27 protein-coding genes are annotated in these 25,504 nt (G+C 46.5%); 12 read left to right on the top strand and 15 right to left on the bottom strand.

Annotated features, from left to right (window positions below; all coding sequences use genetic code 11):
• Positions 1–243 precede the first annotated feature (243 nt).
• The 5 genes from WBA89_RS08780 to WBA89_RS08760 form a co-directional block, all read right to left on the bottom strand.
• On the bottom strand, positions 244–738 hold the full coding sequence (locus WBA89_RS08780; protein ID WP_194012005.1) for a bleomycin hydrolase: 495 nt from the start codon (positions 736–738) through the stop codon (positions 244–246).
• A gap of 84 nt (positions 739–822) precedes the next feature.
• Positions 823–1,377 carry a bleomycin hydrolase gene (locus tag WBA89_RS08775; protein ID WP_194061500.1) on the bottom strand — a complete coding sequence of 185 codons (555 nt, stop codon included), beginning with the start codon at positions 1,375–1,377 and terminating at the stop codon, positions 823–825.
• Between the two features lie 309 nt (positions 1,378–1,686).
• A complete protein-coding gene (locus WBA89_RS08770) occupies positions 1,687–2,361 on the bottom strand; it encodes a HEAT repeat domain-containing protein (protein WP_424405685.1) in 675 nt (224 codons plus the stop codon).
• A 133-nt stretch (positions 2,362–2,494) separates the two neighbouring features.
• Positions 2,495–3,403 carry a HEAT repeat domain-containing protein gene (locus tag WBA89_RS08765; protein WP_424405683.1) on the bottom strand — a complete coding sequence of 303 codons (909 nt, stop codon included), beginning with the start codon at positions 3,401–3,403 and terminating at the stop codon, positions 2,495–2,497.
• Positions 3,404–3,661: 258 nt separating this feature from the next.
• Positions 3,662–4,402 (bottom strand): phycobilisome protein, encoded by a 741-nt coding sequence (locus WBA89_RS08760; protein ID WP_424405681.1) that lies wholly within the window; start codon positions 4,400–4,402, stop codon positions 3,662–3,664.
• Between WBA89_RS08760 and WBA89_RS08755 the strand changes: the two genes are divergently transcribed.
• A complete protein-coding gene (locus tag WBA89_RS08755; protein WP_424405679.1) occupies positions 4,369–6,843 on the top strand; it encodes an MASE1 domain-containing protein in 2,475 nt (824 codons plus the stop codon). The genes WBA89_RS08760 and WBA89_RS08755 overlap by 34 nt on opposite strands.
• 15 nt (positions 6,844–6,858) lie before the next feature.
• Entirely contained in the window at positions 6,859–8,148 is a 1,290-nt protein-coding gene (locus tag WBA89_RS08750; protein ID WP_424405677.1) for a sensor histidine kinase, read from the top strand.
• 186 nt (positions 8,149–8,334) lie between these two features.
• On the opposite strand, the gene WBA89_RS08745 is transcribed toward WBA89_RS08750, so the two are convergent.
• Positions 8,335–8,568 (bottom strand): acetyltransferase, encoded by a 234-nt coding sequence (locus tag WBA89_RS08745; protein WP_424405675.1) that lies wholly within the window; start codon positions 8,566–8,568, stop codon positions 8,335–8,337.
• A 95-nt stretch (positions 8,569–8,663) separates the two neighbouring features.
• Here WBA89_RS08745 and WBA89_RS08740 point away from each other — a divergent pair, with 95 nt between their 5' ends.
• Positions 8,664–9,314, top strand: a complete 651-nt coding sequence (locus WBA89_RS08740) for a HEAT repeat domain-containing protein (RefSeq protein ID WP_424405673.1) — start codon at positions 8,664–8,666, stop codon at positions 9,312–9,314.
• A gap of 355 nt (positions 9,315–9,669) precedes the next feature.
• Here the strand turns inward: WBA89_RS08740 and WBA89_RS08735 are convergent, their stop codons facing one another.
• A complete protein-coding gene (locus tag WBA89_RS08735) occupies positions 9,670–9,861 on the bottom strand; it encodes a hypothetical protein (protein WP_424405671.1) in 192 nt (63 codons plus the stop codon).
• Here WBA89_RS08735 and WBA89_RS08730 point away from each other — a divergent pair.
• From WBA89_RS08730 to grxD, 3 genes are all read left to right on the top strand, one after another.
• On the top strand, positions 9,860–10,483 hold the full coding sequence (locus WBA89_RS08730; RefSeq protein WP_424405669.1) for a hypothetical protein: 624 nt from the start codon (positions 9,860–9,862) through the stop codon (positions 10,481–10,483). The genes WBA89_RS08735 and WBA89_RS08730 overlap by 2 nt on opposite strands.
• A 42-nt stretch (positions 10,484–10,525) precedes the next feature.
• The gene (locus tag WBA89_RS08725; protein ID WP_424405667.1) at positions 10,526–10,786 is read left to right on the top strand and encodes a BolA family protein; all 261 of its coding nucleotides are present in this window, start codon (positions 10,526–10,528) and stop codon (positions 10,784–10,786) included.
• A 185-nt stretch (positions 10,787–10,971) separates the two neighbouring features.
• Entirely contained in the window at positions 10,972–11,292 is a 321-nt protein-coding gene (grxD, locus tag WBA89_RS08720) for a Grx4 family monothiol glutaredoxin (protein ID WP_424405665.1), read from the top strand.
• Positions 11,293–11,662: 370 nt separating this feature from the next.
• Here grxD and WBA89_RS08715 read toward each other — a convergent pair whose 3' ends face one another.
• Together WBA89_RS08715 and WBA89_RS08710 are read right to left on the bottom strand one after the other, a co-directional pair.
• Positions 11,663–11,917 (bottom strand): DUF6761 family protein, encoded by a 255-nt coding sequence (locus tag WBA89_RS08715; RefSeq protein ID WP_193975915.1) that lies wholly within the window; start codon positions 11,915–11,917, stop codon positions 11,663–11,665.
• Between the two features lie 142 nt (positions 11,918–12,059).
• The gene (locus WBA89_RS08710) at positions 12,060–12,284 is read right to left on the bottom strand and encodes a hypothetical protein (protein WP_424405663.1); all 225 of its coding nucleotides are present in this window, start codon (positions 12,282–12,284) and stop codon (positions 12,060–12,062) included.
• Between the two features lie 227 nt (positions 12,285–12,511).
• On the opposite strand from WBA89_RS08710, the gene WBA89_RS08705 reads away from it, so the two are divergent.
• Entirely contained in the window at positions 12,512–13,261 is a 750-nt protein-coding gene (locus WBA89_RS08705; protein ID WP_424405661.1) for a response regulator transcription factor, read from the top strand.
• 8 nt (positions 13,262–13,269) lie between these two features.
• Here WBA89_RS08705 and WBA89_RS08700 read toward each other — a convergent pair whose 3' ends face one another.
• The 4 genes from WBA89_RS08700 to WBA89_RS08685 form a co-directional block, all read right to left on the bottom strand.
• The gene (locus tag WBA89_RS08700; RefSeq protein WP_424405659.1) at positions 13,270–13,620 is read right to left on the bottom strand and encodes a 4a-hydroxytetrahydrobiopterin dehydratase; all 351 of its coding nucleotides are present in this window, start codon (positions 13,618–13,620) and stop codon (positions 13,270–13,272) included.
• Between the two features lie 75 nt (positions 13,621–13,695).
• Positions 13,696–14,058: a DUF5615 family PIN-like protein gene (locus tag WBA89_RS08695; RefSeq protein ID WP_424405657.1), complete on the bottom strand. Its 363-nt coding sequence runs from the start codon at positions 14,056–14,058 to the stop codon at positions 13,696–13,698.
• On the bottom strand, positions 14,059–14,430 hold the full coding sequence (locus WBA89_RS08690) for a DUF433 domain-containing protein (RefSeq protein WP_193975699.1): 372 nt from the start codon (positions 14,428–14,430) through the stop codon (positions 14,059–14,061). It abuts the gene before it with no gap.
• 528 nt (positions 14,431–14,958) lie between these two features.
• Positions 14,959–16,326, bottom strand: a complete 1,368-nt coding sequence (locus tag WBA89_RS08685) for an aldehyde dehydrogenase (protein ID WP_424405655.1) — start codon at positions 16,324–16,326, stop codon at positions 14,959–14,961.
• Between the two features lie 206 nt (positions 16,327–16,532).
• On the opposite strand from WBA89_RS08685, the gene WBA89_RS08680 reads away from it, so the two are divergent.
• Positions 16,533–17,453, top strand: a complete 921-nt coding sequence (locus WBA89_RS08680) for a glycine betaine ABC transporter substrate-binding protein (RefSeq protein ID WP_424405653.1) — start codon at positions 16,533–16,535, stop codon at positions 17,451–17,453.
• Between the two features lie 90 nt (positions 17,454–17,543).
• Here the strand turns inward: WBA89_RS08680 and WBA89_RS08675 are convergent, their stop codons facing one another.
• A complete protein-coding gene (locus tag WBA89_RS08675) occupies positions 17,544–17,771 on the bottom strand; it encodes a DUF4926 domain-containing protein (RefSeq protein ID WP_424405651.1) in 228 nt (75 codons plus the stop codon).
• Positions 17,772–17,954: 183 nt separating this feature from the next.
• Positions 17,955–20,228: a RelA/SpoT family protein gene (locus WBA89_RS08670; RefSeq protein WP_424405649.1), complete on the bottom strand. Its 2,274-nt coding sequence runs from the start codon at positions 20,226–20,228 to the stop codon at positions 17,955–17,957.
• Between the two features lie 579 nt (positions 20,229–20,807).
• Between WBA89_RS08670 and patD the strand changes: the two genes are divergently transcribed.
• The 4 genes from patD (at position 20,808) to WBA89_RS08650 (ending at position 25,408) form a co-directional block, all read left to right on the top strand.
• Positions 20,808–21,218, top strand: coding sequence for a heterocyst frequency control protein PatD (gene patD, locus WBA89_RS08665; RefSeq protein WP_424405647.1), 411 nt, complete (start codon positions 20,808–20,810; stop codon positions 21,216–21,218).
• Positions 21,219–21,252: 34 nt separating this feature from the next.
• Positions 21,253–21,840 carry a zf-TFIIB domain-containing protein gene (locus WBA89_RS08660; protein ID WP_424405645.1) on the top strand — a complete coding sequence of 196 codons (588 nt, stop codon included), beginning with the start codon at positions 21,253–21,255 and terminating at the stop codon, positions 21,838–21,840.
• Between the two features lie 686 nt (positions 21,841–22,526).
• The gene (locus WBA89_RS08655; protein WP_424405643.1) at positions 22,527–24,230 is read left to right on the top strand and encodes a dipeptide ABC transporter ATP-binding protein; all 1,704 of its coding nucleotides are present in this window, start codon (positions 22,527–22,529) and stop codon (positions 24,228–24,230) included.
• Between the two features lie 104 nt (positions 24,231–24,334).
• On the top strand, positions 24,335–25,408 hold the full coding sequence (locus WBA89_RS08650; RefSeq protein WP_424405641.1) for an RNA polymerase sigma factor, RpoD/SigA family: 1,074 nt from the start codon (positions 24,335–24,337) through the stop codon (positions 25,406–25,408).
• Positions 25,409–25,504: the final 96 nt, after the last annotated feature.

The raw sequence follows: 25,504 nt of genomic DNA, 5'->3' as shown, positions 1-25,504 counted from the left end.
AATAACTGAGGGCGGGCACGGGGGCACCGCCCCTACCAACCAATAACTAATAACCAATAACTAATAACCAATAACTAATAACCAATAACTAATGACTAATAACTAATGACTGATGACTCTTAAAATTAAGGGACTCTTGGCACGACACTAAACCCGATTTAGGCTTTTGCAGCGTCCCAAGAGTCCCCTCACAACCGATCGAACTTATGTCCAACCTAGCCGTGAATTATGCGATCGAGCTTTCTAGGAAAGAGAGTTGATCGTGTAGTCGAGGAGAGCGCGGAACTCTACCAAGGCTTGAGGAGACATATCGCGAGGAGCGCAAGCGCGATCGCGAGTGTACACCAAAGCAGCAACGTAAGGAGCTGTAGGCAAGTTCAAGGCGCGGTAAACTTCGCGTTGACCGGCAATACCCCATTCATCAAGAGGGCCGGTGCCGCCAACTACCAAGCAGTAGTTGATCAAGCGCAGGTAGTGCTTGATGTCGCGCATACACTTGTCTTTTTTGACTTGAGTTTCGTTGGCTTCGCCAGCGTTGTTCAAGTAAGGATATTTTTTGATGCAAGCATCGTAGCCTTCTTTAGCAACTGCGTCGATTCCAGCAGCCAGCTTTTCAGCAGCTTCTAGACGAGCAGCAGCCCGTTGAATGCTTCCTTGAACCGATTCCAAGTCAGAAGAGGAGGGGAAACGCCCCGCCGCATCAGCAGCCGTAACTACTGTGGTGATTACTGATTTCATGTTCTGAGATCTCCAGAAATAGATTTTTGACAGTTTGTTTCAATTCAACTGGCCGCAGAGCCAGTAACTATTGGCCTGCTTGAATTAGCTCAGAGCAGAAGCAACGCGATCGAAGTAGCTAGCAGCTTCAGATGCCAAAGAGGAGCAGTCGCCATCAATGGTTTCCATTTTGCGGAAGCGATTGCCAGCTTGAGCTTCTGTATTTGTGTTGTTAATGTGAGCAACAGAGCTAGCTTTCATGATTTGAACTGCACGAACTGCGGAGCCAGAAGGCACGCCCAGAGCGATGTAGGTTTCTTTCAAGCCATTCAAGCAACGATCGTCCAAAACGGAAGCATCGCCAGCGAGCAAAGCGTAGCTAACGTAGCGCAGGATGATTTCGCCGTCGCGCAAGCAAGCAGCCATGCGGCGGTTGGGGTAGCAATTGCCACCTGCTTGAATCAAGCCTTGGTTTTCGCAGATCATGCCGGCGATGGCATCAGAAACTATGCAGCTAGCGTTGCTGGCGATCGCGTTTACAGCGTCCAAGCGCTTGTTGCCTTCAGCAATAAAGCTTCTGAGCGAAGCAAGTTCAGCTCCACCAATAGTACCGGTTTTGGCATCTGCCGTAATTACGGCTCTGGAAAATGCGTCTAGCATTGAGCTCTCCTTCTGAATAAAAGGTAAAAATCTTGTTATTTAACAAGTCGATTTAGAACATAAAAGACAACGGGCCTCTCAGTCTCATTTATTAGAAACAAAGTAATAATCTGTAACATTCTGCTATAGGGGACACAGGGCGCGGAGCATCCTACCAGGGGAGGATTTACGCAAAAAACGCGGTTTCTCCGAGAGATGCTTGAGGCCCAAAGCGGGTGTTCGATCCCGCCTGCGTCCACTCAGTATGTCTGGTCGATCGAGCTCCTCGATCTCGCCCGTGAGTCGATCGGCCTCGCGGATGAGTTTGACTCAGTTTTCTGCCACAGTGCCTTCCAAAGCCGCAGCAACCACCCTGTAATGCTCATCCCGCTGCAGTTGGGAGAGCAATTCTTTAGCTTGGGAGTCTTGAGTACCGTGGAGGGCGATCGCCGCCCGCCACCGATTCCGCCAATACGAATCTCGCGCCATAGTTGTTAGCAAACTTAAAGCCTCATCCTTCAAAGGAGACTTCAAGACTTGTTTGAGAGCCAGAATACCAGCTTCTCGAACAGTTTGCGTTTCATCATCAAGGGCTGCCATTGCTACCGCCAACAATACATCAAAGTGACTGGTTTCTACCAACAAAGAAAGCACCGTTTGACGAACCAACCAGTTATCATTACTCTCAAATAATTGTTGAATTACAGGAATTGCTGGCTCGCCAAAATCAAAAATAGAATTAGCTGCCTCAGCGACTACATTACTATCTGACTCTTCTCGAATAATCTTTTGCAAAGCAGCAAAAGACGCTTCATTTCGGTGATTTCCCAAGCCCATCACAGCAAGAAGGCGCAGTATGAAATTTTCCTCTTCACCTAGTTTTTGCAGAATTGGAACGGCGAGATCGGCGGGAAATTCTGCTAATTCGTCTAAGGCGGCTTTACGGATGTTCAGTGCGGGCGCGCGGAGGTTGGTTTCAATTTCAGGAATGCGATTTTTGTTCATTTTTTTAGTTGATTTTTTTAGAAGACTCAGCGATCAAAATCGCTGCTATCCAAACAAAACCAGCCTCTGCGGGTTGAAGAATGCGCGGTTTGACTTGCAGGGCGGTTTTAACCGCCGTCCGATCTCAGAATATCTATTCCCAATCATCAGCCTCCGACTGTTTGTGAATCTGAGAAATTGCCAACTGAATCACCTGTCGCACAGGCGCTTCCGACTCATTCACAAGCGCAGCTTCCAACGGTTCCAAAATAACAGAAAACTCCGGCGGATTTTCGCTAGTTCCAATTTTCATCAAAGCTAGAGCCGCCGCTTTTCTACTTTCCCAATTCGCATGGTGCAGCAACTCAATCAACTTAGGAAGTGCAGGTTTGTAAGCCGCAATTCCCAAAGCAGAGGCTGCTTCTGCGCGCACAATTTCCGCTGTGTCTGTTAGAGCATTAACTAACAGTTCAAAAGCGGCTTCTTCGGGTTCTTCTTGAGCGATTTTGGCGATCGCCCCTACGACAGCAGCCCGCACCTCAACCGAATCCGACGCGATTTCCCGATACAAATATTTTTTTGCCTTCGAGCCAATAAACGCCAAAGCCCAAGCTGCGTGTCCCTTAGTATTTTCAGAATGTTTTGGCGAAGCTAAAACTTCCAACAAATGGGGCACTGACGGTTCGCCCAACTGAGCCAGGGCTGCCGCAGCCGAACCGTGAACAACAGTATCCTCGTCGTGCAAAAAAGCCTCTAACAGCGCCGGAAGGGCGACGGGATCGCCAATCAGAGTCAGCGTTTTAGCACTTGCTCTGCGGACGACAGGGTTGGGGTGGTGTGCTAGAGCTTCCACCAAAAAAGGAGTTGCTGGTTTGCCAATTGAGCCGAGGGTTTCGGCAAAATTCAGCCGCATCATTCCCCGCGAATCTCCCATAGACTCGACCATCTTTTTGAGAAGTTCGCTATCGTTGGGATTGAAAGTTTCCAGAGCTCTTTGTTCCCTGACTTTTTGCAGCAAAGCGTCGCTTTCTGCCGGATCGATCGCTGTTTGAATATCAGTCATCTTGATTTTTGAGTATTTGAAGGTTATCTATAAAAAAATCCTTTTCTATTTTCTCAGATTGCGGGAGAATTTGGTAATTTTCAAGTCATATCGTGTCTGCTAGATTAACCGCACGCACTGCGAACATTTGGTATGCAGCCCAAAAAATGGCCAACACATAGCACAAAATCAGAAAAAAAGCAAGGAAAACCGACAAGACCCGCGAAAAGATCGATCGGCGATTTCAATCGCCGATTTCAATCTAATTCTAATCTTTTATCAAACAGCACTAAACTGGCTCATTTTCGCAATCAAATGGTCGAAATAAGGAGCTAATTTTGCTGCATCGCCCAAATCGCACCGCTTCAAACTAGCAGCCTTAATCCCTGACAAACCCAGAACCATTGCAGGCAAAGGAACGCCCAACTCTTGATAGAGCAAATTCATGTTGTGCAGCCCTTCCTCGCTGGTAAATTCCGGGATATTTCCCGCAATTCCATAGGTAATGCAGCGCAGAAAATGCCAGAAATCCCGCCAACAAGCCTCCGCCCTGGCGGGGGGATAAAGATCGCCTCCAGGTTCAGAAATATTTGGATATGCGGCTAAAACTTGTTCCCGGGCTTCCGATACGATATCGGCAGCACTGTCGCGCAGAAACTTAGCACTATTAATTGATGTTGGTTCAGATGAGTGAAGTTGTTGCAAATCTTCGTCTGCGAGATAGCGCCCTGCGTCGTCAGCAGCCTGAATCAGTTGGATTTCTGCGGGAGAGTGCGAATTTTCCCAGGCTGTCAAGCTGACAATTCGGGCTTTCGGGATTAATTCTTTGGCTTTTTCGCTTAATTGGAGAGTCATAGACAAATAGCTAGTAGATAATTCTTCGGAGATGGCATATTTAAATTTTACCAGAAGTGCGATCGGCGTCACCGCAAACCAGCCTAAATGTAGAGTATTTTGAAGAAAATCTTGTTTTAATTGCGAACTGCATGAAACAACTACTAAAACAGCTATGGCGAACAAGCACACCTATAAATAACTTTTTTTACATAGACAAAAATACACTGCTAGCATCACTCATAATTCCTCCAATCCACTTAATTCTTGCCAAAATATGCCTGTTGGTATCCTTCCAAAATGGCTCTTCAGCAATTTGGCCCTCAGCGGGTCTTTTCTTGGCAGCTTTTTTAATTCTAGGTTATCGGATTTGGCCGGCACTATTAATCGGTGACTTTTTGACTGAATTTATACTGTTTTATCAGCCAGATTTTCTGACAAGCTGTTTCATTGCTGTTTGCAATACAGCAGATACGCTATCCGCAAGTTTCCTGATTAATCGCTTTGTAAAACACCGAGATTTACTGGGGCGATCGCCAGATGTTTTCAGATTTTTCGTACTGCAAATACCCACCCCGATCGTCAGCACTACTGTCGCCGTTACCGCACTGTCTCTAAAAGGCATTAGCCCTTGGACAAGTTACCCAGAAGTTTGGCGGAGTTGGTTTACCTCAATCATTGCTGGTACGCTGATTGTAACCCCAGCAATTTTGGCTTGGGCTCGATCGCCCAAACCGTCCGAAAAACTTCGGCCGCCGCAGGTGGCAGAATTTGGACTTTTGCTGCTATTGCTGCTTCTCATCAGTAAAATCGCCTTTTGGGAAAAGTATCCTGTCGAGTACATGATAATTCCGCTGCTGATTTGGTCGGCATTTCGGTTCGGCGCGCGACAATCGACTTTGCTGGTGGTGATTGTATCGGCGATCGCAGTTTTTGGAACATCCCGCGGCTTGGGTTCCTTTGTCAGGCCTTCCCTCGAAGAATCGCTGTTTCTGCTGCAATCTTTTATCGGTGTTGTCGCCGTTACCACCTATATTTTATCTGCGGTAATTAACGAAAATAGACAAGCAGCAGCAGCCCTCAAAAAACTTAATAACGAGTTAGAACAGCGAGTAGAAGAACGCACTGTCCAACTTCAACAAGCCAAACAAGTTGCTGATGCAGCCAACCAATCCAAAAGCGACTTCCTCGCCAATATGAGCCACGAACTCCGCACTCCCCTCAACGGCATTTTGGGCTACGCTCAAATCATGAACCGTTCCCAATCTTGGGGAGAAAAAGAGCGCAATGGTGTCAATATTATCTACCAGTGCGGTTCCCATCTTTTGACGCTAATTAATGACATTCTCGATCTCTCAAAAATTGAAGCCGGTAAATTAGATTTGCACCCGAAAGCTTTTCATTTCCCCTCTTTCTTGCAAAGCATTGTTGAAATTGTACGCATCCGCAGCGAACAAAAACAAATTGAATTAATTTATCTCCCCGACGCTGAACTTCCCGCAGGCATAGAAACCGATGAAAAACGCTTGCGCCAAGTATTAATTAATTTACTGGGAAATGCCGTCAAGTTTACTGATAAAGGCAGCGTAACTTTCAATGTGGAAGTAATAAAATGCGAGTCATCGCCGCCGGAGCGATCGGCAATCGAAAACTCCAAGTCCCCAATCCCAAGTCGAACAATTCGCTTCCAAATAGAAGATACAGGCGCCGGCATGACTCCTGATTCGCTGTCAAAAATCTTTACGCCTTTTGAACAAGTAGGAGATAGCAACCGCAAGGCAGAAGGCACCGGACTGGGGCTGGCTATTAGCACGAGAATTGTGAGTTTAATGAACAGTAAAATAGAAGTAACAAGTCAATTTGGCGCTGGCAGTATCTTCGCTTTTACCGTCGATTTCCCCTTAGCTGCTGACTGGATAAATGCAGCCGATGTTGCTAGTGGCAAGCAGATTGTCGGGTATCAAGGAATTCAGAAAACTATTCTCGTCGTCGATGACAACTGGCAGAACCGTTCAGTGATTGTTAGCCTTCTGGAACCACTTGGTTTTGCAGTCGTCGAAGCTGAAAATGGCGAGGATGGTTTAGCTAAAGCATCTCAAATTAAGCCGGATTTGATCGTCGCTGATTTGTCGATGCCTGTGATGGACGGTTTTGAAATGCTGCGGGGGTTGCGGAGTTCTGAATCATTAAAAAACCTGCGTATCGTCGTTTCGTCTGCGTCTGTTTATGAGATGGACAGGCAAAAAAGTTTAGACGCTGGCGGCGATGATTTTCTGCCTAAGCCGGTGCAGCTTGAGGAATTATTTTCTATCGTGCAAAAGCATTTGCAAACTCAATGGAAATACGACCGGCAATCGCCAACTGAAACTGCTGCAAAGCAAGTACCGCCCCCGGCTGTATCTAATTCTGTTACCCAGAGTTCAGGAATGCCTATTCCTGCACCGGAAGATTTAGCTTTGTTGCTGAAATTAGCGCAGCAGGGCAGATTGAAAAAACTTACTGAAGAAGCTAAGCGCATCGAACAATTGGACAAGGGTTATACTCAATTTGTGGAGCAAATTTTGCAGTTGGCAAAGAGCTTTCAAGCTGACAAAATCGAGAATTTGCTCGATCGGTATATTCACTAAATAAGGAAAATATTTATGTCAGAAGCTGAGTTAATTTTAGTAATAGACGATACGCCCGCCAATTTGGATGTCATTTCCGAGGCGTTGACGGATGCGGGTTATGAAGTTGCGATCGCACTTGACGGCGATCGAGCTCTCAAACAAGTTGAATATACGCTGCCGAGTTTAATTTTACTGGATGTGATGATGCCGGGAATAGACGGCTTTGAAACTTGCCGCCGCCTCAAAGCTTCGGCAGCTACAAAGGATATTCCAGTAATTTTTATGACTGCTTTGTCGGATACAGCAGATAAGATTAAAGGATTTCAGCTAGGTGCTGTTGATTATATCACTAAACCTTTTGAAGAAATGGAGGTCTTGGCCCGCGTCAACACTCACGTCAAACTGCGAAATTTGAGTAAACAATTAGAACAAAAGGTATCCTCGCGCACGGCGGAACTAACGGCTGCTTTGGCGCAAGTCAAGCAATCGCAGTTGCAGTTGATTCAGAGCGAAAAAATGTCGGCGTTGGGCAATTTAGTAGCTGGTGTTGCTCACGAAATTAACAATCCAGTCGGTTTTATTTATGGCAATGTCAAGGAGTTGAGTTTGGCGCTAAGAGACATAGTAGATCACTTGGAACTTTATCAGAAAGAATGCCCAAATCCCGGTCAAGATATTGAACTCCACGCGGAAGATATTGATTTAAAATATGTGTTGGAAGATACAGCAAAGATATTATCATCGATGGAGATCGGATGCGATCGCCTCCGCAACATCAGCACTTCCCTCCGCACCTTTTCCCGCACCGATACGGCTGTCAAAGTGTCGGCTAACATCTGCGACGGTATTGACAGCACGCTGATGATTTTGCAGCACCGCCTGAAAGCTCAAGTTGCGAACCCTGAAATTCAAGTTATCAAGGAATATGGAGATATTCCCCCGGTAAAATGCTATTTGGGACAACTGAATCAGGTGTTTATGAATGTGCTTTCAAATGCGATCGATGCTGTGAACGATCGCAATTGCGGACACAGTTATAATGAAATTGCAGCCGCTCCCAATACGATTACTATTACGACAGCATTAACTGAAGACAGACAAAGGGTTGCGGTGAAAATTAAAGATAATGGTAACGGGATGTCAGAGGATGTAAAAGCGCAGATTTTTGACCACTTGTTTACTACGAAATTAGTTGGTCAAGGGACGGGGTTGGGTTTGTCAATCAGTCGCCAAATAGTTGAAGAAATGCACGGTGGCAGTTTGACTTGCTCTTCTGTGTTGGGCGAGGGTACTCAATTTGCGATCGAACTGCCGATCGACTAATGCGATAATTTAAACATAAATTGAGTGGGGATGGCTGGTTGACAAACATCGAGTATCCCCATTATCAAGTTGAAACCTGGTTTGTACAAACAAAACCGTAGAATAGCGGCTTGAAGAGTGCGCGGTGAAAATTAGTTGATTTTCTTGAGTCCGCTCCCGTCGGACATTGTTGGTACAGACTCGGTTTCAAACGCCGTCCGAATTTTCGGGCTGCGATCGCAATTTCGCTAGCGCCCCGTCGATGTAAACTATCTCTGGATGATTTTCCAACTGCTTCATCACTGCTTGCTTGGGCATTTTTACCTTTTTAGCCATTTCCAGGGTATCGTCGATCAGCCGTTGCCGGTATTGCTCCAACTCAGCAATTACTTCCTGAACTTCTTCTGGTGTTGAAGTTTGAGCCTCTAAATTTGCAGACATAATCTCATAACTGAATTTTTTATAATTTTCCCAAAATCCGGCAATAATTGCTAAAATTGTCAAGAAAAGTAACAAAAATATATTTAAATTGGCTCATGGAAATTAGCGAAATCGAAGCAGCGCTGGAAAGTTCGGATTCTCAAGACAGGCTGCGGGCGATAACGGCTTTGAGAAAGTGCGATGCTGCGGTGGCGCTGCCGGTGTTGCTGACCAAGGTGGACGATCCTGAGTTTATGGTACGATCGTTCGTGGCGATGGGATTGCGCCAGAGTAAAACTGCCGAATCCTTCGCGGCGCTGTTAAAAATGATGCAGTTCGATCGCGATCCGAACGTGCGAGCAGAAGCGGCTAATTCTGTGTCAATGTTCGGCACCGAGGCAATTCCTCACTTGGTGGAAGCTTTTCGCCGAGATGACAATTGGCTCGTCCGCCGCAGTATCATGGCTCCGCTGTACGAAATGCAGTGCCCGGAGGCAATATTGGAAATTTGTACGATCGGTCTAGCGGGCGAAGATATACCAGTGCAGGATGTGGCGACGGACGGGTTGGGCATCCTGGCAAATACGGAGAAAGCCGAAGAAGCGTTGCAGCAATTGCTACCTCTGGTGAGCGCCGAATACTGGGAAACTCGGATGCGAGTTGCGCGGGCGCTGAGAAAATTTGACAATCCTCAAGCTCGCGCTGCTGTGAGCTATTTGGCGAAAGATCGAGACCATCGAGTTGTAGCTGCGACTTTAAACGTTTAATATCAATTCCGGTTGCACTCATACATAATTGTTAACTGTTAACTGTTAACTGTTAACTGTTGACGGGCGGGTCGAAAAACTGAATGGTTGAGTGTTAACTGTTGACTCAATTTTATGATTCCGATGCAACCGGAAACGATATAATGTAAGAGATTGTAGTTCTGTTCGTGAGAGTATTCGCCGCTGTATCAATGATAATTTCCCGGTTTTATTTGGGATAATTGCCATCCTAAACCTGGATAGATAGCACAAAGTTCGGGCCGGACATGGATTGCTCAACTAATATCAGTCTGGTTGAATTTCCTTTCTCCTTCAGTCCCCGTCTGCTGGGACGAAAGTTTGTTTGGCCCCAGTTTCAGCCGCCGGGATATTTCCGAATCGCCCGCGATTTTCTTGATTTAATCCCAAATCTCAAATCCAAAATCGATCGCCCCCTTTGACATTTAGCCAAATTTGGTGTATACTTGGCCGGTTGCGATCGCCAATGGTACGATCGGCTCAAGCTAAATATCTTTTTAAAAGCGCGGTGGGCGCAAAGTAATTTCATGGTATACTCTGGAACTGTTTGCTGGCTTCGCTTCACTGCCCGGATGACGATCGGGGCGATCGCAGTTTTGACCCTGTTGGCACCGCTCCAAGCCCAAGCACAACAACCTTCTGCACCAGATAACCAACAGCAAGTCGATCCCGCCGACGACCCCACAGACCCCAACAACCTCCGCCCTCTGACGCAAGACAGCAGCCTGCTGAGCATTGCAGGAGGTCAGCGCTTGATGGCAGAAGCCAGCGGAGCTATTTCCAATCAAAATTACACTCTCGCGGCTCAGAAGCTCCAAGAATCCCGCCAAGTTTTCAATCAACTATCCAACTTCTACCAACAACTCAGCAGCAGTTTTGCTGGAATTGACATCCGCTTAGCCGACAGCAACCGCACCAAAGCTGTGGAAACAGCTCAAATGCGCGACGAAGCTACCTATCGGCTGGCGTTGGTGCACCGGGCGCAAAACAAGCCGGAACTGGCTGTCCCCCTACTGATTCAGATTATTCGATCGCAGCAGCCAACTCGCGACTTGGGCAAAAAAGCTTACCAGCAGTTACTGGAATTGGGTTTTGTGGATGCGCCTTTTCCTCGGCCTGCTGCTAATCAACCGCGATCGTCTAACAAATAGTTCCACTAAAATACTCAATATAGCCCTTTATCACAAATACCAATGGTTACACCGTCTCAAGTAGCAGAAATGATTCAGGCAGAATTGCCCGACGCTAAGATACAAGTTGACGATTTGACCGGCGGGGGCGACCACTACCAAGCGAGGGTAGTCTCTGCTGCCTTTGAAGGCAAAAGTCGAGTAAAGCAGCACCAACTGGTTTACGGCGCTCTCAAACAGGCAATGGCTAGCGAAGCCATCCACGCTTTGGCCCTGGAAACTTTAACTCCCGCCGAATGGGCAGCGAAAAGTCCAGTTGCTTAATTGTTGAGTTGCTCTGTTGACACAAGTTTGTCCTTGTGTCAACAGTTAGTTAACAAACAATTGGAAACCACATAAACCGGGTTGGTTCGCCGGAATCAATGGCTGCAACGAAAGCTTTTCCTAAAAAACCCGGTTCCTGGATCAGTCAACGTTGAAAAATTTTTCAAACAATATTAGGAGCTACCATGACTACAGCACAGGAAAGAATTGACGGCTTGGTTAAGCAAAACAAAATCATGGTGTTCATGAAAGGCAACAAATTAATGCCCCAGTGCGGTTTTTCTAATACCGTGGTGCAAATTCTCAATACTTTGGGAGTGCCTTACGAAACTGTAGATGTTTTGGCTGACCAGGAAATTCGTCAAGGCGTTAAAGAGTATTCCAACTGGCCGACAATTCCCCAAGTTTATATCAACGGCGAGTTTCTTGGCGGCTCGGATATTATGATCGAGATGTATCAAAAGGGCGAATTGCAAGAAGTTGTAGAAGTTGCTTTGGCTTCTTAAAATTAGACAAAACAAACATATCCCCGACTTATTAAATAAGTCGGGGATATAAGCTGTCACGCAAATAAACATTGGATATTCAGAGCGGGCGGGACACCCCACAAGACTTTTATTTTTTTTTGACCTTCAATTTAAATGCCGCAACGGCTTAACAGCGATTGGGTTTGACGTTGAACTAGGTTGATTTACCGCAGAAGCAAGTTCGGCAACGGATTCGTAAGGGCGGATGTAACGGATATAACGGATGTAACGGAGATCGGCAAGAAGGAATAAGGAATAAGGAAGAAATAACAAACAACCAATTCCCGATGCCCAATTCCCGATGCCCAATTCCCAAATAATCAAGGGTTTATTAAACCGAATTTACTATTTAGTAATAGTCTGCTTCAGTTTGTGTCTGTGTCTGCGGCATTTCAAAATTCGAGGGGTCGTGAATGTAACGCGCCGCTTCTTCCTCTAATCTGTGAATCAAATACGGTTCTAAACCGTTTGAATGTCGCAGGGCTGCTAAATAGCCGTCTAAGTAAAGCCGCAGGTCATCGAAACGATAACCTCTATTCCACATTTCGACGAGGGCGTCGGTCAGTTTTTGGTAGTGCCGGATTGTTTGAGTGTCTTGTAGCATGGTGTGAGTTTGAAATCCTTTGTGGTGTATAATGACGGCGGGATTTAGAAAATGCCTCGATTGATGCTGAGTTTCTCAGCAGCAGGCTATTGCTAAATAAAAGTTTTTACCCTGCTCAACAGGCTACCCTCCATAAAAAATTTCACTCGCTGCAATGCAGTGGCTCGACTTTTTGTATCGCCCCTAAATAATTCGCCTCGGGTTTGATAGAGTCGGGATGTTGCTGAATTTGACGATCGCACTGTGTGAGTGTTCCGGCTACCGAGCGAACGGTTGGAGGAATTCTAGTTTGAGTTGCGCGATTTGTCAACATCCTAGAACTGGGAGCTCTGTCGGGAAGTTCGGTCAAAGCAGGCGGTTGGGGCATAGGGGCGATCGGCTGTACGCTGTCTTACTTTTATTGTAATGTCACCGCCACAATGATTTAACCTTTCTAGAGGGTGACGATCCCAACTTGACAAAATCTTTAAAATTCATACCATCGATTTGTTCGCAGCTTTAAATGGAGCTAAGCCTTGAGTAGCGATGGTTACAAAACCATGACAAAAGCTCTGTTAACCTGGTAGCAATTAGTGATAAGGGAAGCTCGCCGCTGTGGGATCTGCAAGTATTTCAATTGTTGAAGGAAATCCGCACCTGCGATCGCTCTTGGGCTGGCATTTACAGCAAGTCGGTCATTGGGTGCACCAGTCAGCAGATATCAGTCACGCTAGGGAAATATTTTTTAGCCGTCAGCCAACCCTGGTCATTTTGGATGCCCAATTGCCGGATGGGGACGGTTTGGAATTTTGCCGCTGGCTGGGAGAGCAGCAGCAATCGCTGATTTTGATGCTGTCGGCGCGGGATTCGGAAGCGGATATTGTGGAAGGTTTGAAGTCGGGGGCCGACGATTACCTCACTAAACCGTTTGGGATGCAAGAGTTTATGGCTAGGGTGGAAGCTTTGATGCGCCGCAACCGCACGATGGTACCGCCGGCGATGCTGGAGTGCGGGCTGCTGAAAATTGATTTGGTGCAGCGCCGAGTCAGGTTGTACGAGCAACACATCGAGCTGACTCCTCAAGAATTCAGCCTGCTGTACGTGCTGGCTCAAGCTGGAGGAGTGCCGCTGTCGCGATCGGATTTGCTCAGCCGGGCCTGGCCTGATGCTATTGACAACCCCCGGACGATCGACACTCACGTACTCTCTTTGCGTAAAAAAATCGAAATCGACCCGCGACAGCCGAGCCTAATTCAAACTGTGCGGAATGTCGGCTACAGGCTAAATCTGGAGTTTTTGAATACAAATCAACCGCATTCACCAGCGCCCGGATCTGTGATTTCTGAGACTATTGTCAGCCGATAAATCTGATTTTAGGTTGCGAATTGATTGGCGATCGCATCTGTTTTCGCCGCCATGATAAAATCATTGCGGTGCAATCCAGAAATCGCGTGAGTCCACCACGTTACCGTAACTTTTCCCCACTCGGTTAACAGCGCCGGGTGATGTCCTTCAGTTTCTGCGACTTCGGCGACGCTGTTTGTAAAGGCGATCGCACTTTTGAAATCCGGGAATTTGTAGGTGCGTTCTAACTGGGGAACGCCATTTTTTTCGACAAAATTCCAGTCGGGAATTTGATGTTTGAGTTGGACAATTTCGTAAGCTGTGACGCGCGGAGAGTTTCGGCGGCAGGCGGCACAGCGTTCTTTTGCTAAAGATTCCATAAATTGCTTTTGAAATTCTCAACAAGGTTAAATCTGCTATCCTCTTACTTTAACTTTTTAAAAGAGCGATCGCCCTTAAGCTAAAGGTACATAACTAATGCGATCTAGATATTCATCATCATCAGCCGCCTCTGCAATTAATACTAAATCGGCAATCACTTCACCGACATCTGCTTGACGGCGAAGCACCAAAATTCCTGCTACATGGTTGCCTGCGTTTAAATGATCTGCCAAGTGAAATGGCATTGAACGGCGGTTTTTAGTTATCAGTAAAAAACCATTTTCTTCACACCAAACTAGAATTTCTGGATCGAGTGCGCCTCTAGGTGGCACGCCTGAATCGCCAACCGTGCGGACAATTAAATTCGGTAGATAACGCAATAGCTGTTCGCGATATAATGGCGGCATATTTTCATCTATAAGGTAGTGAATTGCCATTTATTGTGCAGCCAGATTCGCTTCGCGTTCTGCTTTTAACTTCCGAAGCCGGAACACAACAGGGGGAGGATTTTCATCGTGTCCTGCCTGTGCTTTTAGAGTGTACTCTAACCAATCTTCTACATACTTTCCTACAATTTCGGGATTTTGTAGATAGTAAAAAATTGTAGCGTAAATCTGCTCTAAAGTTACTGTCGGAAACAGCTCTGCTATGACTTCTGGTGATTTCTTACCATAAATGTATTCATCAAGAATATCCTCGATCCCAATGCGCGTCTCTTTAATGCGAATATCATCATCCGCCCAAAAATCAAAATAGTCTTTTAATTGTTTTGGTTGGTTGAGTACACTTACTTTAACTGTTTTGGTCATTGTCTCTGGATCGCTATAGAACACTTAACCAATTTTAATTATAGCAGGATCGCTGTGCGTCAGGCTGAGGTAAATAGAAGTTCGATCGCCCTTTTTTTTCCAGACTGATGAAAAGAGCGATCGCGCTTTCTACAAAACCCGCCCAATTCAGCATTAACCGTTCAAGAATCGATCGGGATCGATGCCGGAGTCGCGCCGTCTTTGCATCAAAGATGCTAACCGAGTTTTCGGCAAATTCGGCGCGCTGTTGTTCTTGTTTAGCGCGTTTTTCTAGAGTCGGAATCCAATTTCCTTCAGCATCCTACCAGCGCCGCCGCAGTCGATCGACTCCCAGATACTCACCTTGCCACAAACCCAAACCTAAATCTATCTGGGCCATCCCTTTTATGCGGCGGTTGAAACCCCTACTGCACGCACAAAGTCGGCAGAAACCCGACTAAAGAATTAACTAGACGAGAAACCCGGATTTCGTGTAAAGCAAGCAGCGTGCACCGTACATTATGGAACGGAAAAATTAGACTTTGACTTTCAACCGATCGCCTTTTTAATCAAATCCAACTTACCCTTATAGGGAGCATACCGCCATTTCAAATCCAGCCAAAAAGACTTTTGCAGCACGCTTTTGTAATGCGAAAAAGTATCAAAACTTGCTTTCCCGTGATAACTCCCAATGCCGCTTTCGCCAACTCCCCCAAACGGCAAAGTTGTCACTCCCACTTGCATTACCGTGTCGTTGATACAAAGTCCACCTGATGAAGTTTCCCGCAAAACTCGCTGTTGTTTGTCTTTATCCTTCGAGAACAAATACAAAGCTAACGGTTTGGGGCGGGCGTTGATTTGGGCGATCGCCTCTGAGAAATCATCATACTCCAACACGGGCAAAATCGGCCCAAAAATCTCATCTTGCATCACCGGCGAATCCCAAGAAATATTATCTAAAACTGTCGGTGCAATATATCTATCTTCCGGCTTAACTTTCCCGCCCACGAGAATATCTCCATCTTGGATAAACGCACTCAAACGTTCTAATTGCCGCTGATTGATGATTCGCGAATAGTCCGGGCTTTGCTGAGGATCGTCGCCGTAAAATTCGTGAAGTGCTGTTTTAATTGCCTGCATCAAATCAGGCTTGACTTTTTTATCGACTAACAGGTAATCAGGAGCGATACAAGTTTGTCCGGCATTGATAAATTTGCCCCAAGCAATGCGTTTTGCGGTGTATTCAATCTGAATATCTGAGTCTACAATGCAAGGACTTTTGCCGCCCAATTCTAATGTTACAGGTGTCAGGTGTTTGGCCGCAGCTTCCATAACTATTTTACCGATTTTTGTGCCTCCGGTAAAGAAGATGTGGTCGAATTTTTCGGCTAATAATTGTTTGCTGATTTCCACGCCTCCTTCGACGGCTGCTACGTAGGCGGGATCGAAGGTTTTGGAAATCATGTCGGCGACAACTTCGGAGGTGTGCGAGGCGATTTCTGAAGGTTTGAGGATGGCGCAGTTGCCGGCGGCGATCGCCCCGACTAAAGGTGATATCATGAGCTGAAACGGGTAATTCCAAGGCCCGACGATCAAAACTACGCCCAAAGGTTCTGGGTAAATGCGGGCTGATGCGGGGAATTGGTCGATCGAAGTTGGCACTTTTTTCGGTTTTACCCAAGATTTCAGGTTTTTGATGGCATAATTAACTTCGGCGATCGATGCGATTTCAAAATAAGCCTCAAACTCCGGTCGATTCAAGTCTGCCTTGACAGCAGCGACTATTCGTGATTGATTTAGTTCGATCGCACTTTTGAGTTTCTTCAGTTGTTCGATCCGAAAATCCACATCCTTAGTTTTCCCAGTTGCAAAAAATTGCCGCTGCTGCTGGATAATATCGCTGACGCTGATTACCATTTTTTGTCCTCCATGTCTATAAATAAATGTTACAACAGGACAAGGGAAATGGGGTAAACTTGAAATGTTGCACCATTCTTAAGAACGGGCAAGATGCCCGTTCCACCAAAATTCAATGTTCTTGTGGAATGGGCATCTTGCCCGTTCCTAAAATAGTTTACTAAAATCGATTACCAATCATCAATTACCAATTATACCGTTAACTCATGAAAATATCTAGAAACGATTTTTTTTTCTGTTCCTGCTGGCTGCTTTGTTTGTTTGCAGTAGCAGGATGTACCTCTAATTCCCAAAAACAAGTTGTCATCTGCTCGAAAGACTTTACCGAACAAGTCATCCTAGCAGAAATTTTAGCTATTCACATCGAAACCAAAACAGATATCAAAGTAGAACGCGAACTCAACCTCGGAGGTTCGCTTTGCCATCAATCACTAGCAACAGGTAAAATCGACTTGTACGTCGAATATACGGGCACAGGTTTTACCAACATTCTCAAACAAAAACCGATTTCTGACTCCAAAAAAGTCCTCGATTACCTCAAACAAGAATATCCCAAACAGTTTCAAGCAGAATGGATGGAACCGCTGGGATTTAATAACAGTTTTGCGATTATTGTGCGCGGAGACGACGCTAAAAAACTCAATTTACAAACTCTCTCGCAATTGGGAAAAGCTGCACCAAAATTGCGCGCTGGTTTCGGCCCGGAATTCAAAGAGAGAGAAGATGGATTTCCCGGATTAGCTAAAACTTACGGGATTAAATTTGCCGAAGAACCGAAGGAGTTGCTGTTAGGATTGCTTTATCAAGCGCTGCAACAAAAAGAAGTAGATGTGATTGCCGGTAATACGACGGACGGTTTGATTCAAAGCTTGGGTTTGGTAGTTCTGAAAGACGACAAAAACTATTTTCCGCCCTACGAAGCAGTGCCGGTTGTGCGATCGCAAATTTTGGAAAAATACCCGGAATTGCGCCCTGTCCTCGCAGAATTGGGCGGCAAAATCTCCGAGGAAGATATGCGGAAACTCAACTATCAAGTTGATGGAAAACAGCAGGAAGCTGGACAAGTGGCGCGGCAGTTTTTGCAGCAAAAGTTGGGCGGCTCAAAGCCTGCGACTCCGGCGAAATAAAGGCAGGAATGATGCAAAAAGTGGTTTGACACGCTACGTCCGGTAAGGTGTGCAGCGCACGCATACATATACTTCTAGCGGATGTCGGCGTTAGCTTAATTTGCCAAGCTGCAAAACTGGAGCTTTGATTGATTCAATCTGGGACTCGGCAACTTCAACTGTAATTGCTTCGACATTGAAACCTTCTAAGCTATAACCGTCTTCTTCACCTTCCGGCATCGGGTAATGGTCAACAATAGTTGCTATAGCACCTTTTTTTAGATTGTAATTGGGGATGTCTTCGCGCAATGCTACCTGTGAAAACAGTTTAAATTTCATGGGCTTAATATCAAATCTTCTCTTCATCGGAATAATACAAACGGAGGAGACGGCAGTGCCGTTTCCCTACAATTTATGGGGTAGGGACACGGCACTGCCGTCTCCTCTCCGGCCGCCCAAGCTTGCAGCCCGTGCTACGATTATTTTAGGGTAGGGAAACGGCATTTCCGTGTCCTCCGTTACTTAAGTCCCTTCACTCAGCCTCCGCAAATTCAAAATATCGCTCATCTTTTTAATTTGCATACAAGTCCGCTCGAACTGTTCCTTATCCTCAATATCCATGCACAAGTCAATTAATGCGGGCAATCCGGGATAGGTTTTTACTTGAGCGCTGCGGACGTTGACTTTGTTGTCCTTTAAATGCGACAGTACATCGTTGAGAACTCCGACTCGATCGAGTGCCTCAACTTGAATGTTGACAGCATAAGTATTCGGGCGGGTAGCACTGCGATCGCTCGAATTCCAACTCACAGGAACCAACCGATCTCCTGGCACGTTTTCGACATTGGAACACCCTTGCCGGTGAATGGAAATGCCGCGAGTGCGAGTCACAACTCCAATAATTGATTCCCCTGGAATCGGACAGCAACAGCCGGATAAATGGTAGAGCAATCCCTCTACACCTGCGATCGGCGATTTGCTCGGAGACGAACTCGGTACGGGTTTCGGTGCCGTCGATGCAGGTATTAGCAGGGGGATTTCCTGGGTTCCTCCGGGTGCAGCTTCAATTTTTTGCTGCACTTTTACTAAATCTCGCAGTCGATTTACTACGAGGTTTAGGGTGACTTCGCCGTAGCCCAAACCGGCGATTAAGTCTTCGACGCTGTGGTAGTTGCAGCGCTGAGCTACCGACTGCATGGGTTCGGATTTCAGCAAGGATTCTAAGCCGTTTTTGCCTAATTCTTTTTCTAGCAATTCCCGCCCGCGAGCGAGGTTTTCATCTCGGTGCGATCGCTTCAACCACTGGCGAATTCGGTTTTTTGCTCCGTTTGTTTTGACAAAATTCAGCCAGTCGGAGCTGGGATGGCCGTTTTTTTGGTTCAATATTTCTACGATGTCGCCGTTCTTTAAAACCTTGTCTAGTGTCACCATCCGCCCGTTGACTCTCGCACCGGTGCAGCGATTGCCAATTTCTGTGTGGATGCGGTAAGCAAAATCAACGGGTGTCGATCCGCTGTTTAGTGAAATCACGTCTCCGTTGGGAGTAAAAACGTAGATATCTTCGTCAAATAAGTTGTCTTTAATACTTTGTAAATATTCGCGATCGTCTTTGAGATCGCTTTGCCATTCTAGGAGTTGCCGCAGCCAAGTAAATTTTTCGTCTTCACCGGTGACTGCGGTGCTAGAACCGCCTGTTTCTTTGTATTTCCAGTGGGCTGCGATCCCGTATTCTGCAATGTGGTGCATTGCTACTGTGCGAATTTGTACTTCGATGGGGCGGCCGCTGGTGCCGATGACTCCGGTGTGCAAGGATTGATAGCGGTTGGCTTTTGGTAAACCGATATAATCTTTAAAGCGGCCGGGAATCGGGCGGAATGAATCGTGGACGATCGCCAATGCCCGATAACAGTCATCGTTAGTTTCTACAATTATCCGCACCGCCGCAATATCGTACACTTGGTTAAAGCCTTTTTGGCGGCGCTGCATCTTCCCGTAAATTCCGTACAAATGTTTGGGACGGCCGCTGACTTCATAGCATTTAATGCCTAAATTGTCAAGCCTTTCTCGCAAACTATCTGTGACTTCTGCGAGTTGAGTTTCTCGATCGCCCCGCTTCACCGCCACCAATTCCTGAATCTCGCGGTAAGCGTCCGGTTCCAGGTATTTAAACGCTAAATCTTCCAATTCCCACTTAAAGCGCCCGATACCCAAACGGTTCGCCAGGGGAGCAAAAATCTCTCTGGTTTCTAGGGCAATACTGCGCTGTTTTTCGGGAGACAAATGCTCCAAAGTCCTCATGTTGTGCAGTCTGTCTGCTAGTTTGACTACAATCACTCGAATATCTTTAGCCATTGCCAGAAACATTCGGCGGAAATTTTCCGCAAGGCGCTCTGTTGTGCTGGAAAAATTAAATTTAGAAAGCTTGGTGACACCTTCAACCAACTGTCGCACTTCCGCGCCGAACCGCTGTTCTATTTCTTCGAGAGTAATATCTGTATCTTCAACAATATCGTGGAGGAAACCGGCGGCAATCATGACGTTGTTGCCGCCCATATATCGGAGTATTCCCGCGACGGCTACCGGATGGCAAATGTAAGGTTCTCCAGATTTGCGGTACTGTCCTTCGTGCAAGTCGCGGGCAAATTCAAAGGCCCGACAAATTAAACTGTTGTCAGTCGAGCAATTGGCGTTAGGGGCCGCATCAGTCTGCGATCGACCATTCAGGCATTCTTGCAGCCAATCGGGAACGACGGCAGGATCGATCGAAGGAGAGGCAGTCAGAGTGTTTGCGTTCATCGGGTACACCTTTAAAAATTAGAAATACAAGTGGTTGAAAGCCAGTTTTCGGTTGTATTGCCGAAATTATGTGTTTAGCTATACTAAACTAATTGAATGCCACAATTTGCAATTGGCAAAAATAGTCGATTTTTGTGTTAACTATACCTATTTAATTTTGAGTCGCCGCCCCTCGCAGGTAGGAAAATATATTGACTCCAGGCGTTGCTGCTGCGGTCGGTCGATCGGTAAAATAGGAATGTTTTGACCGCAGCAGTTGAGGTCAGTGGATTTAAGATTGAAGTATTTTAGATTTTAGATTGACTCCGCAGATGCAGTCTGGGAGATTGAAAAAAAAGTCTAAAATTTGGGGATCGAGCCTGACAGGGTATCGGTTTTTGGAGGTCGCGGGCGATCGGCGATCGGCGCCAACGCTAAACTAAAAGCAACAGCCTTTTCTTCCGAGTCACGTCGGCGAGTGATGAAATTTTCTCAATAAACAGGCAATTGCTGCCCAAATCCACGGCTTCCCTGAAATAGGAGCAAAGGTTAAACAAGAATCTTACCTTAGATTATAAAGACAAATTTGTTGACAAAATCATGATATTGTCCGAAGACCGCCGCCAATGCTACCAAGAATTACAGCAAGCACTCGAACAGCTACAAAGAACTGCAGCACAGGACAATCCCGATCGGGCTGCGCTGGCTGCAGAATACACAAAAGTGCAACAATTTTTCGGAAACCAGATTATGAAAGCCCACAGCCGTGAGTTAGACGCGCCACAAACACCCCCCGAGCAGTCCTATCTGACGGAAATACACAAACAACTGCGGTTATTGGGGACAGATGTCACGTTTTTGCAAGCAGCCAAGCAGCCAGCGACAGCACAGGCGAGGCAAACTGCGGCTGCTGAGCGACTCAACACGCTAATTGGCTACTGCGGCGCGCTGCTGCAAAAAAATTCTGGTTCTGAGCGGGCCCGCCCGGATGCAGAATTAATAACTGAATAAACAGGGAATCGAGAAGGCAAGGAGAAATAAAGCGGTGGAATGTCCAAAATGCAAACATCCCAATTTAGAAGGCGGCACCTTAGCCGGCAGTATGTCGGTGCGGTGGTGTCCCAACTGTTACGGTATCTGGATTCCAGGCAGAGAATACGAAGCTTGGCAGAAAGAGCAGAGCCAGTGGTACAACAAATCCCAGAAGCCAGAAGAGGCGACAGGCACTCTCGGCATAGAATTCACGCCATCTCCCTACGACAGCAAAGCAGCCCTGTGTCCCGAAGACGGTCACTATTTGTCGCGGGCGAAAGTTCCCTTCAGCAGAGTGCCCTTTTACATAGAGCGGTGTATGTTGTGCGGGGGCATTTGGTGCGACAACGGCGAGTGGGACATTCTCGAAAGTCTGGGATTCCACACCCAGATTGACAAGATGTTTTCTCCGAATTGGCAAGCTAAGGCCCGCGTGCAAGAACTCGCCTCTAGGGAGCGTCAAGTGCTGACTGACAAGCTGGGGCCGGACATCGCCGGATATGTGTTGGAACTGGCCGAAGTTTTAGCAGACCATCCCCACGCTGATTGTGCGGCGACTTACATACTGCGGAGAGCTGAGTTGAAGCGAAGGGAAATTTAGTCATCAGTCATCAGTCATCAGTCATTAGTCATTAGTCATTAGTCATTAGTCATTAGTCATTAGTCATCAGTCATCAGTCATTAGTCATTAGTCATTAGTTGTTAGTCATTAGTCATTAGTCATTAGATACTGACTAATGGCTAACAACTAAGGAATGAAAATTTAATAACTTAAGCGATTGCTAGTTTGCTCGTTACCAGGCTCTGCCTGGTAATGCAGATCCGGAGGCTCTGCCTCCTTTGAGGAAAGCAACTTACAGGAGAGAGGACTGTAGGAGGTGTTTAAGTTATTAAGTTTTCGATCCTAACTGACTACTGACTGCTGACAAATAATAACTAATATCATGTCCGCTCGATTATCATTAAAAAATGTTTGTGGTAAGTATAGATTTCTCCCGTCATCCCGACAGATGATTCTGTGCTATCACTACAAACGATTAACGATTGAAAATTATATGACTGGACGTGATACAGTCAGTAACTAATAACTAACAACTAATAACTAACAACTAATAACCAATAACTAATAACTAATAACCAACAACCAACAACCAACAACCAACAACCAACAACCAACAACCAACAACCAACAACCAACAACCAACAACCAACAACCAACAACCAATAACTAATAACTAACAACTAATAACTAACAAATAACAACTAACAACTGAGGACTAATGACTAATGACTAATGACTCTTCTCTATTTTCGGTTGAAAATCTGCGAGTAGCTTATCCTCAGCGGCGGGGTCAATCCGGTTGGGCGGTTGACGGGGTTTCCCTGGCGCTGCAACCGGGGGAAAAGCTGGGATTGGTTGGGGAGTCTGGGTGCGGTAAGTCAACTTTGGGAAGGGCGGCGATGCGGTTGCTGCCGGATTCGACGCTGATTGAGGGGCGAGTTAGTTTTGCTGGAGAGTCGGTGTTTGAGATGGATGCTTCGCGGCTGAGACGGTTTCGCGGGGAAGCTGTGGCGTTGATTTTTCAAGATCCGATGACTCGTCTCGATCCTTTGATGACTGTTGGGGAACACTGCATCGAGACTTTGCAAGCCCACAGACCGAATTTGAATCGCAAGCAGGCTAAGCAACGGGCGATCGAGATTTTGGAAGCTGTGAAAATTCCCGCGTCTCGCTGGTCGCAATTTCCCCACGAATTTAGCGGCGGAATGCGGCAAAGAGTAGCAATTGCTTTGGCTCTTTTGCTCGATCCTAAATTAATTGTGGCGGACGAACCGACGACGAGTTTGGACGTAACTGTCGCCGCCCAGATTATGCAGGAATTGACGCGACTTTGCGCGGAACGGGGAACGGCTATTTTGTTGATTTCTCACGATTTGGCGATGGTGGCTGAGTATTGCGATCGCATTGCGGTGATGTACGGCGGCAAAGTTGTAGAAACAGGGCCGGTGCAGAATGTTTTTCAACAACCGCAGCACGAATATACTCGATCGCTCCTCAAAGCAGCTTTGCACATTCAGAAGGAAGAAGGAAGTTCGGCAACGGATTCTGTAAAGGATTTAACGGATGTAACGGATAGAGGGGAGAAGAAAAATTATCGGCTTCAATCCCAGTCAAATTCGCCTCTGTTGACCGTGACGAATTTGCAGCAGCACTACAGTTTAGAAAGCAATTTATTAGAGCAGTTATTTTCTAAGAATCGCCAGGTAATTAAAGCAGTAGACGGCGTTAGTTTAGAGCTAGAACGGGGAGAAATCCTAGGGCTGGTGGGGGAGTCCGGCTGCGGCAAAAGTACCTTGTCGCGCACGATTTTGCAGCTAATTACCGCGACTGGCGGCAAAGTTGAATTTCAAGGAATAGATATAACTGCCCTGAACCGCAATGCTGTGAGGAAGCACCGCCGCGAAATGCAAATGATCTTTCAAGATCCCCACGCTTGCCTGAATCCGATGATGACTGTCGGGCAAAGTATTGCTGACCCTTTATTTATTCACAAATTAGCTAATGCCAGCGAAGCTAAAAAACAAGTGATTCAAATGTTAGAGCGCGTGGGCTTGACTCCGGGGGAGGATTTCTTTCGCCGCTATCCGGGGGAACTCTCAGGCGGACAACAGCAGCGGGTTTCGATCGCCCGCGCTTTAATTACTCGCCCGCAACTGATTATTTGCGACGAACCGGTGAGTATGCTGGATGCGAGCGTGCAGACTCAAGTTTTGGAGCTGATGTTGGAATTGAAGCAGGAATTTAATTTGACTTATCTGTTTATTACGCACGATTTGTGGGTGGCGAGATTTTTTTGCGATCGGATTGCGGTAATGAATGCGGGAAAAATTGTTGAAATTGGCAAGACTAGGGATATTTTTACTAATCCGCAGCACCCTTATACTCAGCAGTTATTGCAGGCAGCTCCTTTACTAGCTCGAACTAATTGATTTGGGATTTCGGATTTCGGATTTGGGATTTCGGAAATTTCGGGTTAAATTGGTTACAGTGAAGGGATACTTTTCCAATCATCCGACGGATACCAAGCATTAATATGGCAGAATCTGACCTAGGCAGTTTTGCGGTGGCCCCCGAAGCCTCACTCGCAATCGCAGAGGATGAGGACACCGAGATCGATCGTCCGACGGTAACTCGATCGTCAGCATACAACAACTGGTCTGCCGACGATCCCGTGGGAGCTTTGTTCAAAGAAATGGCTCGCTATCCTCTACTGAGTGCCACCGAAGAGGTTGAGTTGGCGCGTCGGGTTCAAGAATTGGTAGCCCTTCTGGAACTAGAAGAGCGTTTGCAGCAGGAATTGAACAGAGTGCCGACACAAGCTGAACTCGCGGCGGCTTTGGGGGTGAGCGAAACTCAACTGCAACAGCTTCGCCACCAGTGTCAGTCGGCGAAACGAAAAATGATCAGCTCGAATTTGCGCTTGGTGGTTTCGATTGCCAAACGCTATCTCAACCGGGGCGTGCCTTTTCTTGATTTAATTCAGGAGGGAGCTTTGGGTTTAAATCGAGCAGCCGAAAAGTTCGATCCCGAAAAAGGTTACAAGTTTTCAACTTATGCCTATTGGTGGATTCGTCAAGGAATTACTCGGACAATTGCCAATCAAGGGCGGACAATTCGCTTGCCGGTTCACATTGTCGAACAGTTAAATAAACTCAAAAGAGTTTATCGGGATTTGAGGCGTTCTCTTCAACGCAATCCTACTGAAACTGAAGTTGCTAGAGAAATGGAAGTTAGTGCCGAACAGCTTCGTTACCTCCAGCAAGTTCGCCGGCAATCTTTGTCTCTCAACCACCGCATCGGTACGGAAGAAAGTTCGGAACTTTTGGATGTTCTTGAAGATAGCGCGACGCAATCTCCAGAATCTCAGATGAATGAGATGATGATGCGCCAAGATATTTTGGAGGTGTTGGACAGTATTTTGACTGAACGGGAAAAAGAGATTGTGGCGATGCGTTACGGTTTGATAACTGGAGAACCTTACACTTTAGAAGAAGTCAGCAGTTTGTTCAATTTGTCCCGCGAACGAGTCCGTCAAATTCAAAATAAGGCAATGCGAAAGCTGCGCCGCCCTCAAGTGACGGAACGATTGAAGGGCTGGTTGAAATGAGCTAAAAAATATTGAATTGGCCTTTTTTAAAGTCTTAAATATCGAATGTATGGTTAACTGGTTAACCAGTTAACGGGCAGGAGCCTGGTAACGAGT

Source organism: Microcoleus sp. (assembly GCF_049646505.1).
In the GTDB taxonomy this organism is placed as follows: Bacteria; Cyanobacteriota; Cyanobacteriia; order Cyanobacteriales; family Microcoleaceae; genus Microcoleus.
This window is presented reverse-complemented; position numbering and strand designations above follow the sequence as displayed.

Coding starts and splice junctions, on each gene's coding strand:
- WBA89_RS08700 (WP_424405659.1), bottom strand. CDS start 13,620: ATGGAATCTTTAGCAAAAGAACGCTGTGCCGCCTGCCGCCGAAACTCT.
- WBA89_RS08750 (WP_424405677.1), top strand. CDS start 6,859: ATGTCAGAAGCTGAGTTAATTTTAGTAATAGACGATACGCCCGCCAAT.
- WBA89_RS08775 (WP_194061500.1), bottom strand. CDS start 1,377: ATGCTAGACGCATTTTCCAGAGCCGTAATTACGGCAGATGCCAAAACC.
- WBA89_RS08690 (WP_193975699.1), bottom strand. CDS start 14,430: ATGACCAAAACAGTTAAAGTAAGTGTACTCAACCAACCAAAACAATTA.
- WBA89_RS08695 (WP_424405657.1), bottom strand. CDS start 14,058: ATGGCAATTCACTACCTTATAGATGAAAATATGCCGCCATTATATCGC.
- WBA89_RS08725 (WP_424405667.1), top strand. CDS start 10,526: ATGGTTACACCGTCTCAAGTAGCAGAAATGATTCAGGCAGAATTGCCC.
- WBA89_RS08755 (WP_424405679.1), top strand. CDS start 4,369: ATGAAACAACTACTAAAACAGCTATGGCGAACAAGCACACCTATAAAT.
- WBA89_RS08675 (WP_424405651.1), bottom strand. CDS start 17,771: ATGAAATTTAAACTGTTTTCACAGGTAGCATTGCGCGAAGACATCCCC.
- WBA89_RS08710 (WP_424405663.1), bottom strand. CDS start 12,284: ATGCCCCAACCGCCTGCTTTGACCGAACTTCCCGACAGAGCTCCCAGT.
- WBA89_RS08730 (WP_424405669.1), top strand. CDS start 9,860: ATGGTATACTCTGGAACTGTTTGCTGGCTTCGCTTCACTGCCCGGATG.
- WBA89_RS08670 (WP_424405649.1), bottom strand. CDS start 20,228: ATGAACGCAAACACTCTGACTGCCTCTCCTTCGATCGATCCTGCCGTC.
- patD (WP_424405647.1), top strand. CDS start 20,808: ATGATATTGTCCGAAGACCGCCGCCAATGCTACCAAGAATTACAGCAA.
- WBA89_RS08780 (WP_194012005.1), bottom strand. CDS start 738: ATGAAATCAGTAATCACCACAGTAGTTACGGCTGCTGATGCGGCGGGG.
- WBA89_RS08770 (WP_424405685.1), bottom strand. CDS start 2,361: ATGAACAAAAATCGCATTCCTGAAATTGAAACCAACCTCCGCGCGCCC.
- WBA89_RS08715 (WP_193975915.1), bottom strand. CDS start 11,917: ATGCTACAAGACACTCAAACAATCCGGCACTACCAAAAACTGACCGAC.
- WBA89_RS08685 (WP_424405655.1), bottom strand. CDS start 16,326: ATGGTAATCAGCGTCAGCGATATTATCCAGCAGCAGCGGCAATTTTTT.
- WBA89_RS08765 (WP_424405683.1), bottom strand. CDS start 3,403: ATGACTGATATTCAAACAGCGATCGATCCGGCAGAAAGCGACGCTTTG.
- grxD (WP_424405665.1), top strand. CDS start 10,972: ATGACTACAGCACAGGAAAGAATTGACGGCTTGGTTAAGCAAAACAAA.
- WBA89_RS08735 (WP_424405671.1), bottom strand. CDS start 9,861: ATGAAATTACTTTGCGCCCACCGCGCTTTTAAAAAGATATTTAGCTTG.
- WBA89_RS08680 (WP_424405653.1), top strand. CDS start 16,533: ATGAAAATATCTAGAAACGATTTTTTTTTCTGTTCCTGCTGGCTGCTT.
- WBA89_RS08655 (WP_424405643.1), top strand. CDS start 22,527: ATGACTAATGACTCTTCTCTATTTTCGGTTGAAAATCTGCGAGTAGCT.
- WBA89_RS08650 (WP_424405641.1), top strand. CDS start 24,335: ATGGCAGAATCTGACCTAGGCAGTTTTGCGGTGGCCCCCGAAGCCTCA.
- WBA89_RS08745 (WP_424405675.1), bottom strand. CDS start 8,568: ATGTCTGCAAATTTAGAGGCTCAAACTTCAACACCAGAAGAAGTTCAG.
- WBA89_RS08740 (WP_424405673.1), top strand. CDS start 8,664: ATGGAAATTAGCGAAATCGAAGCAGCGCTGGAAAGTTCGGATTCTCAA.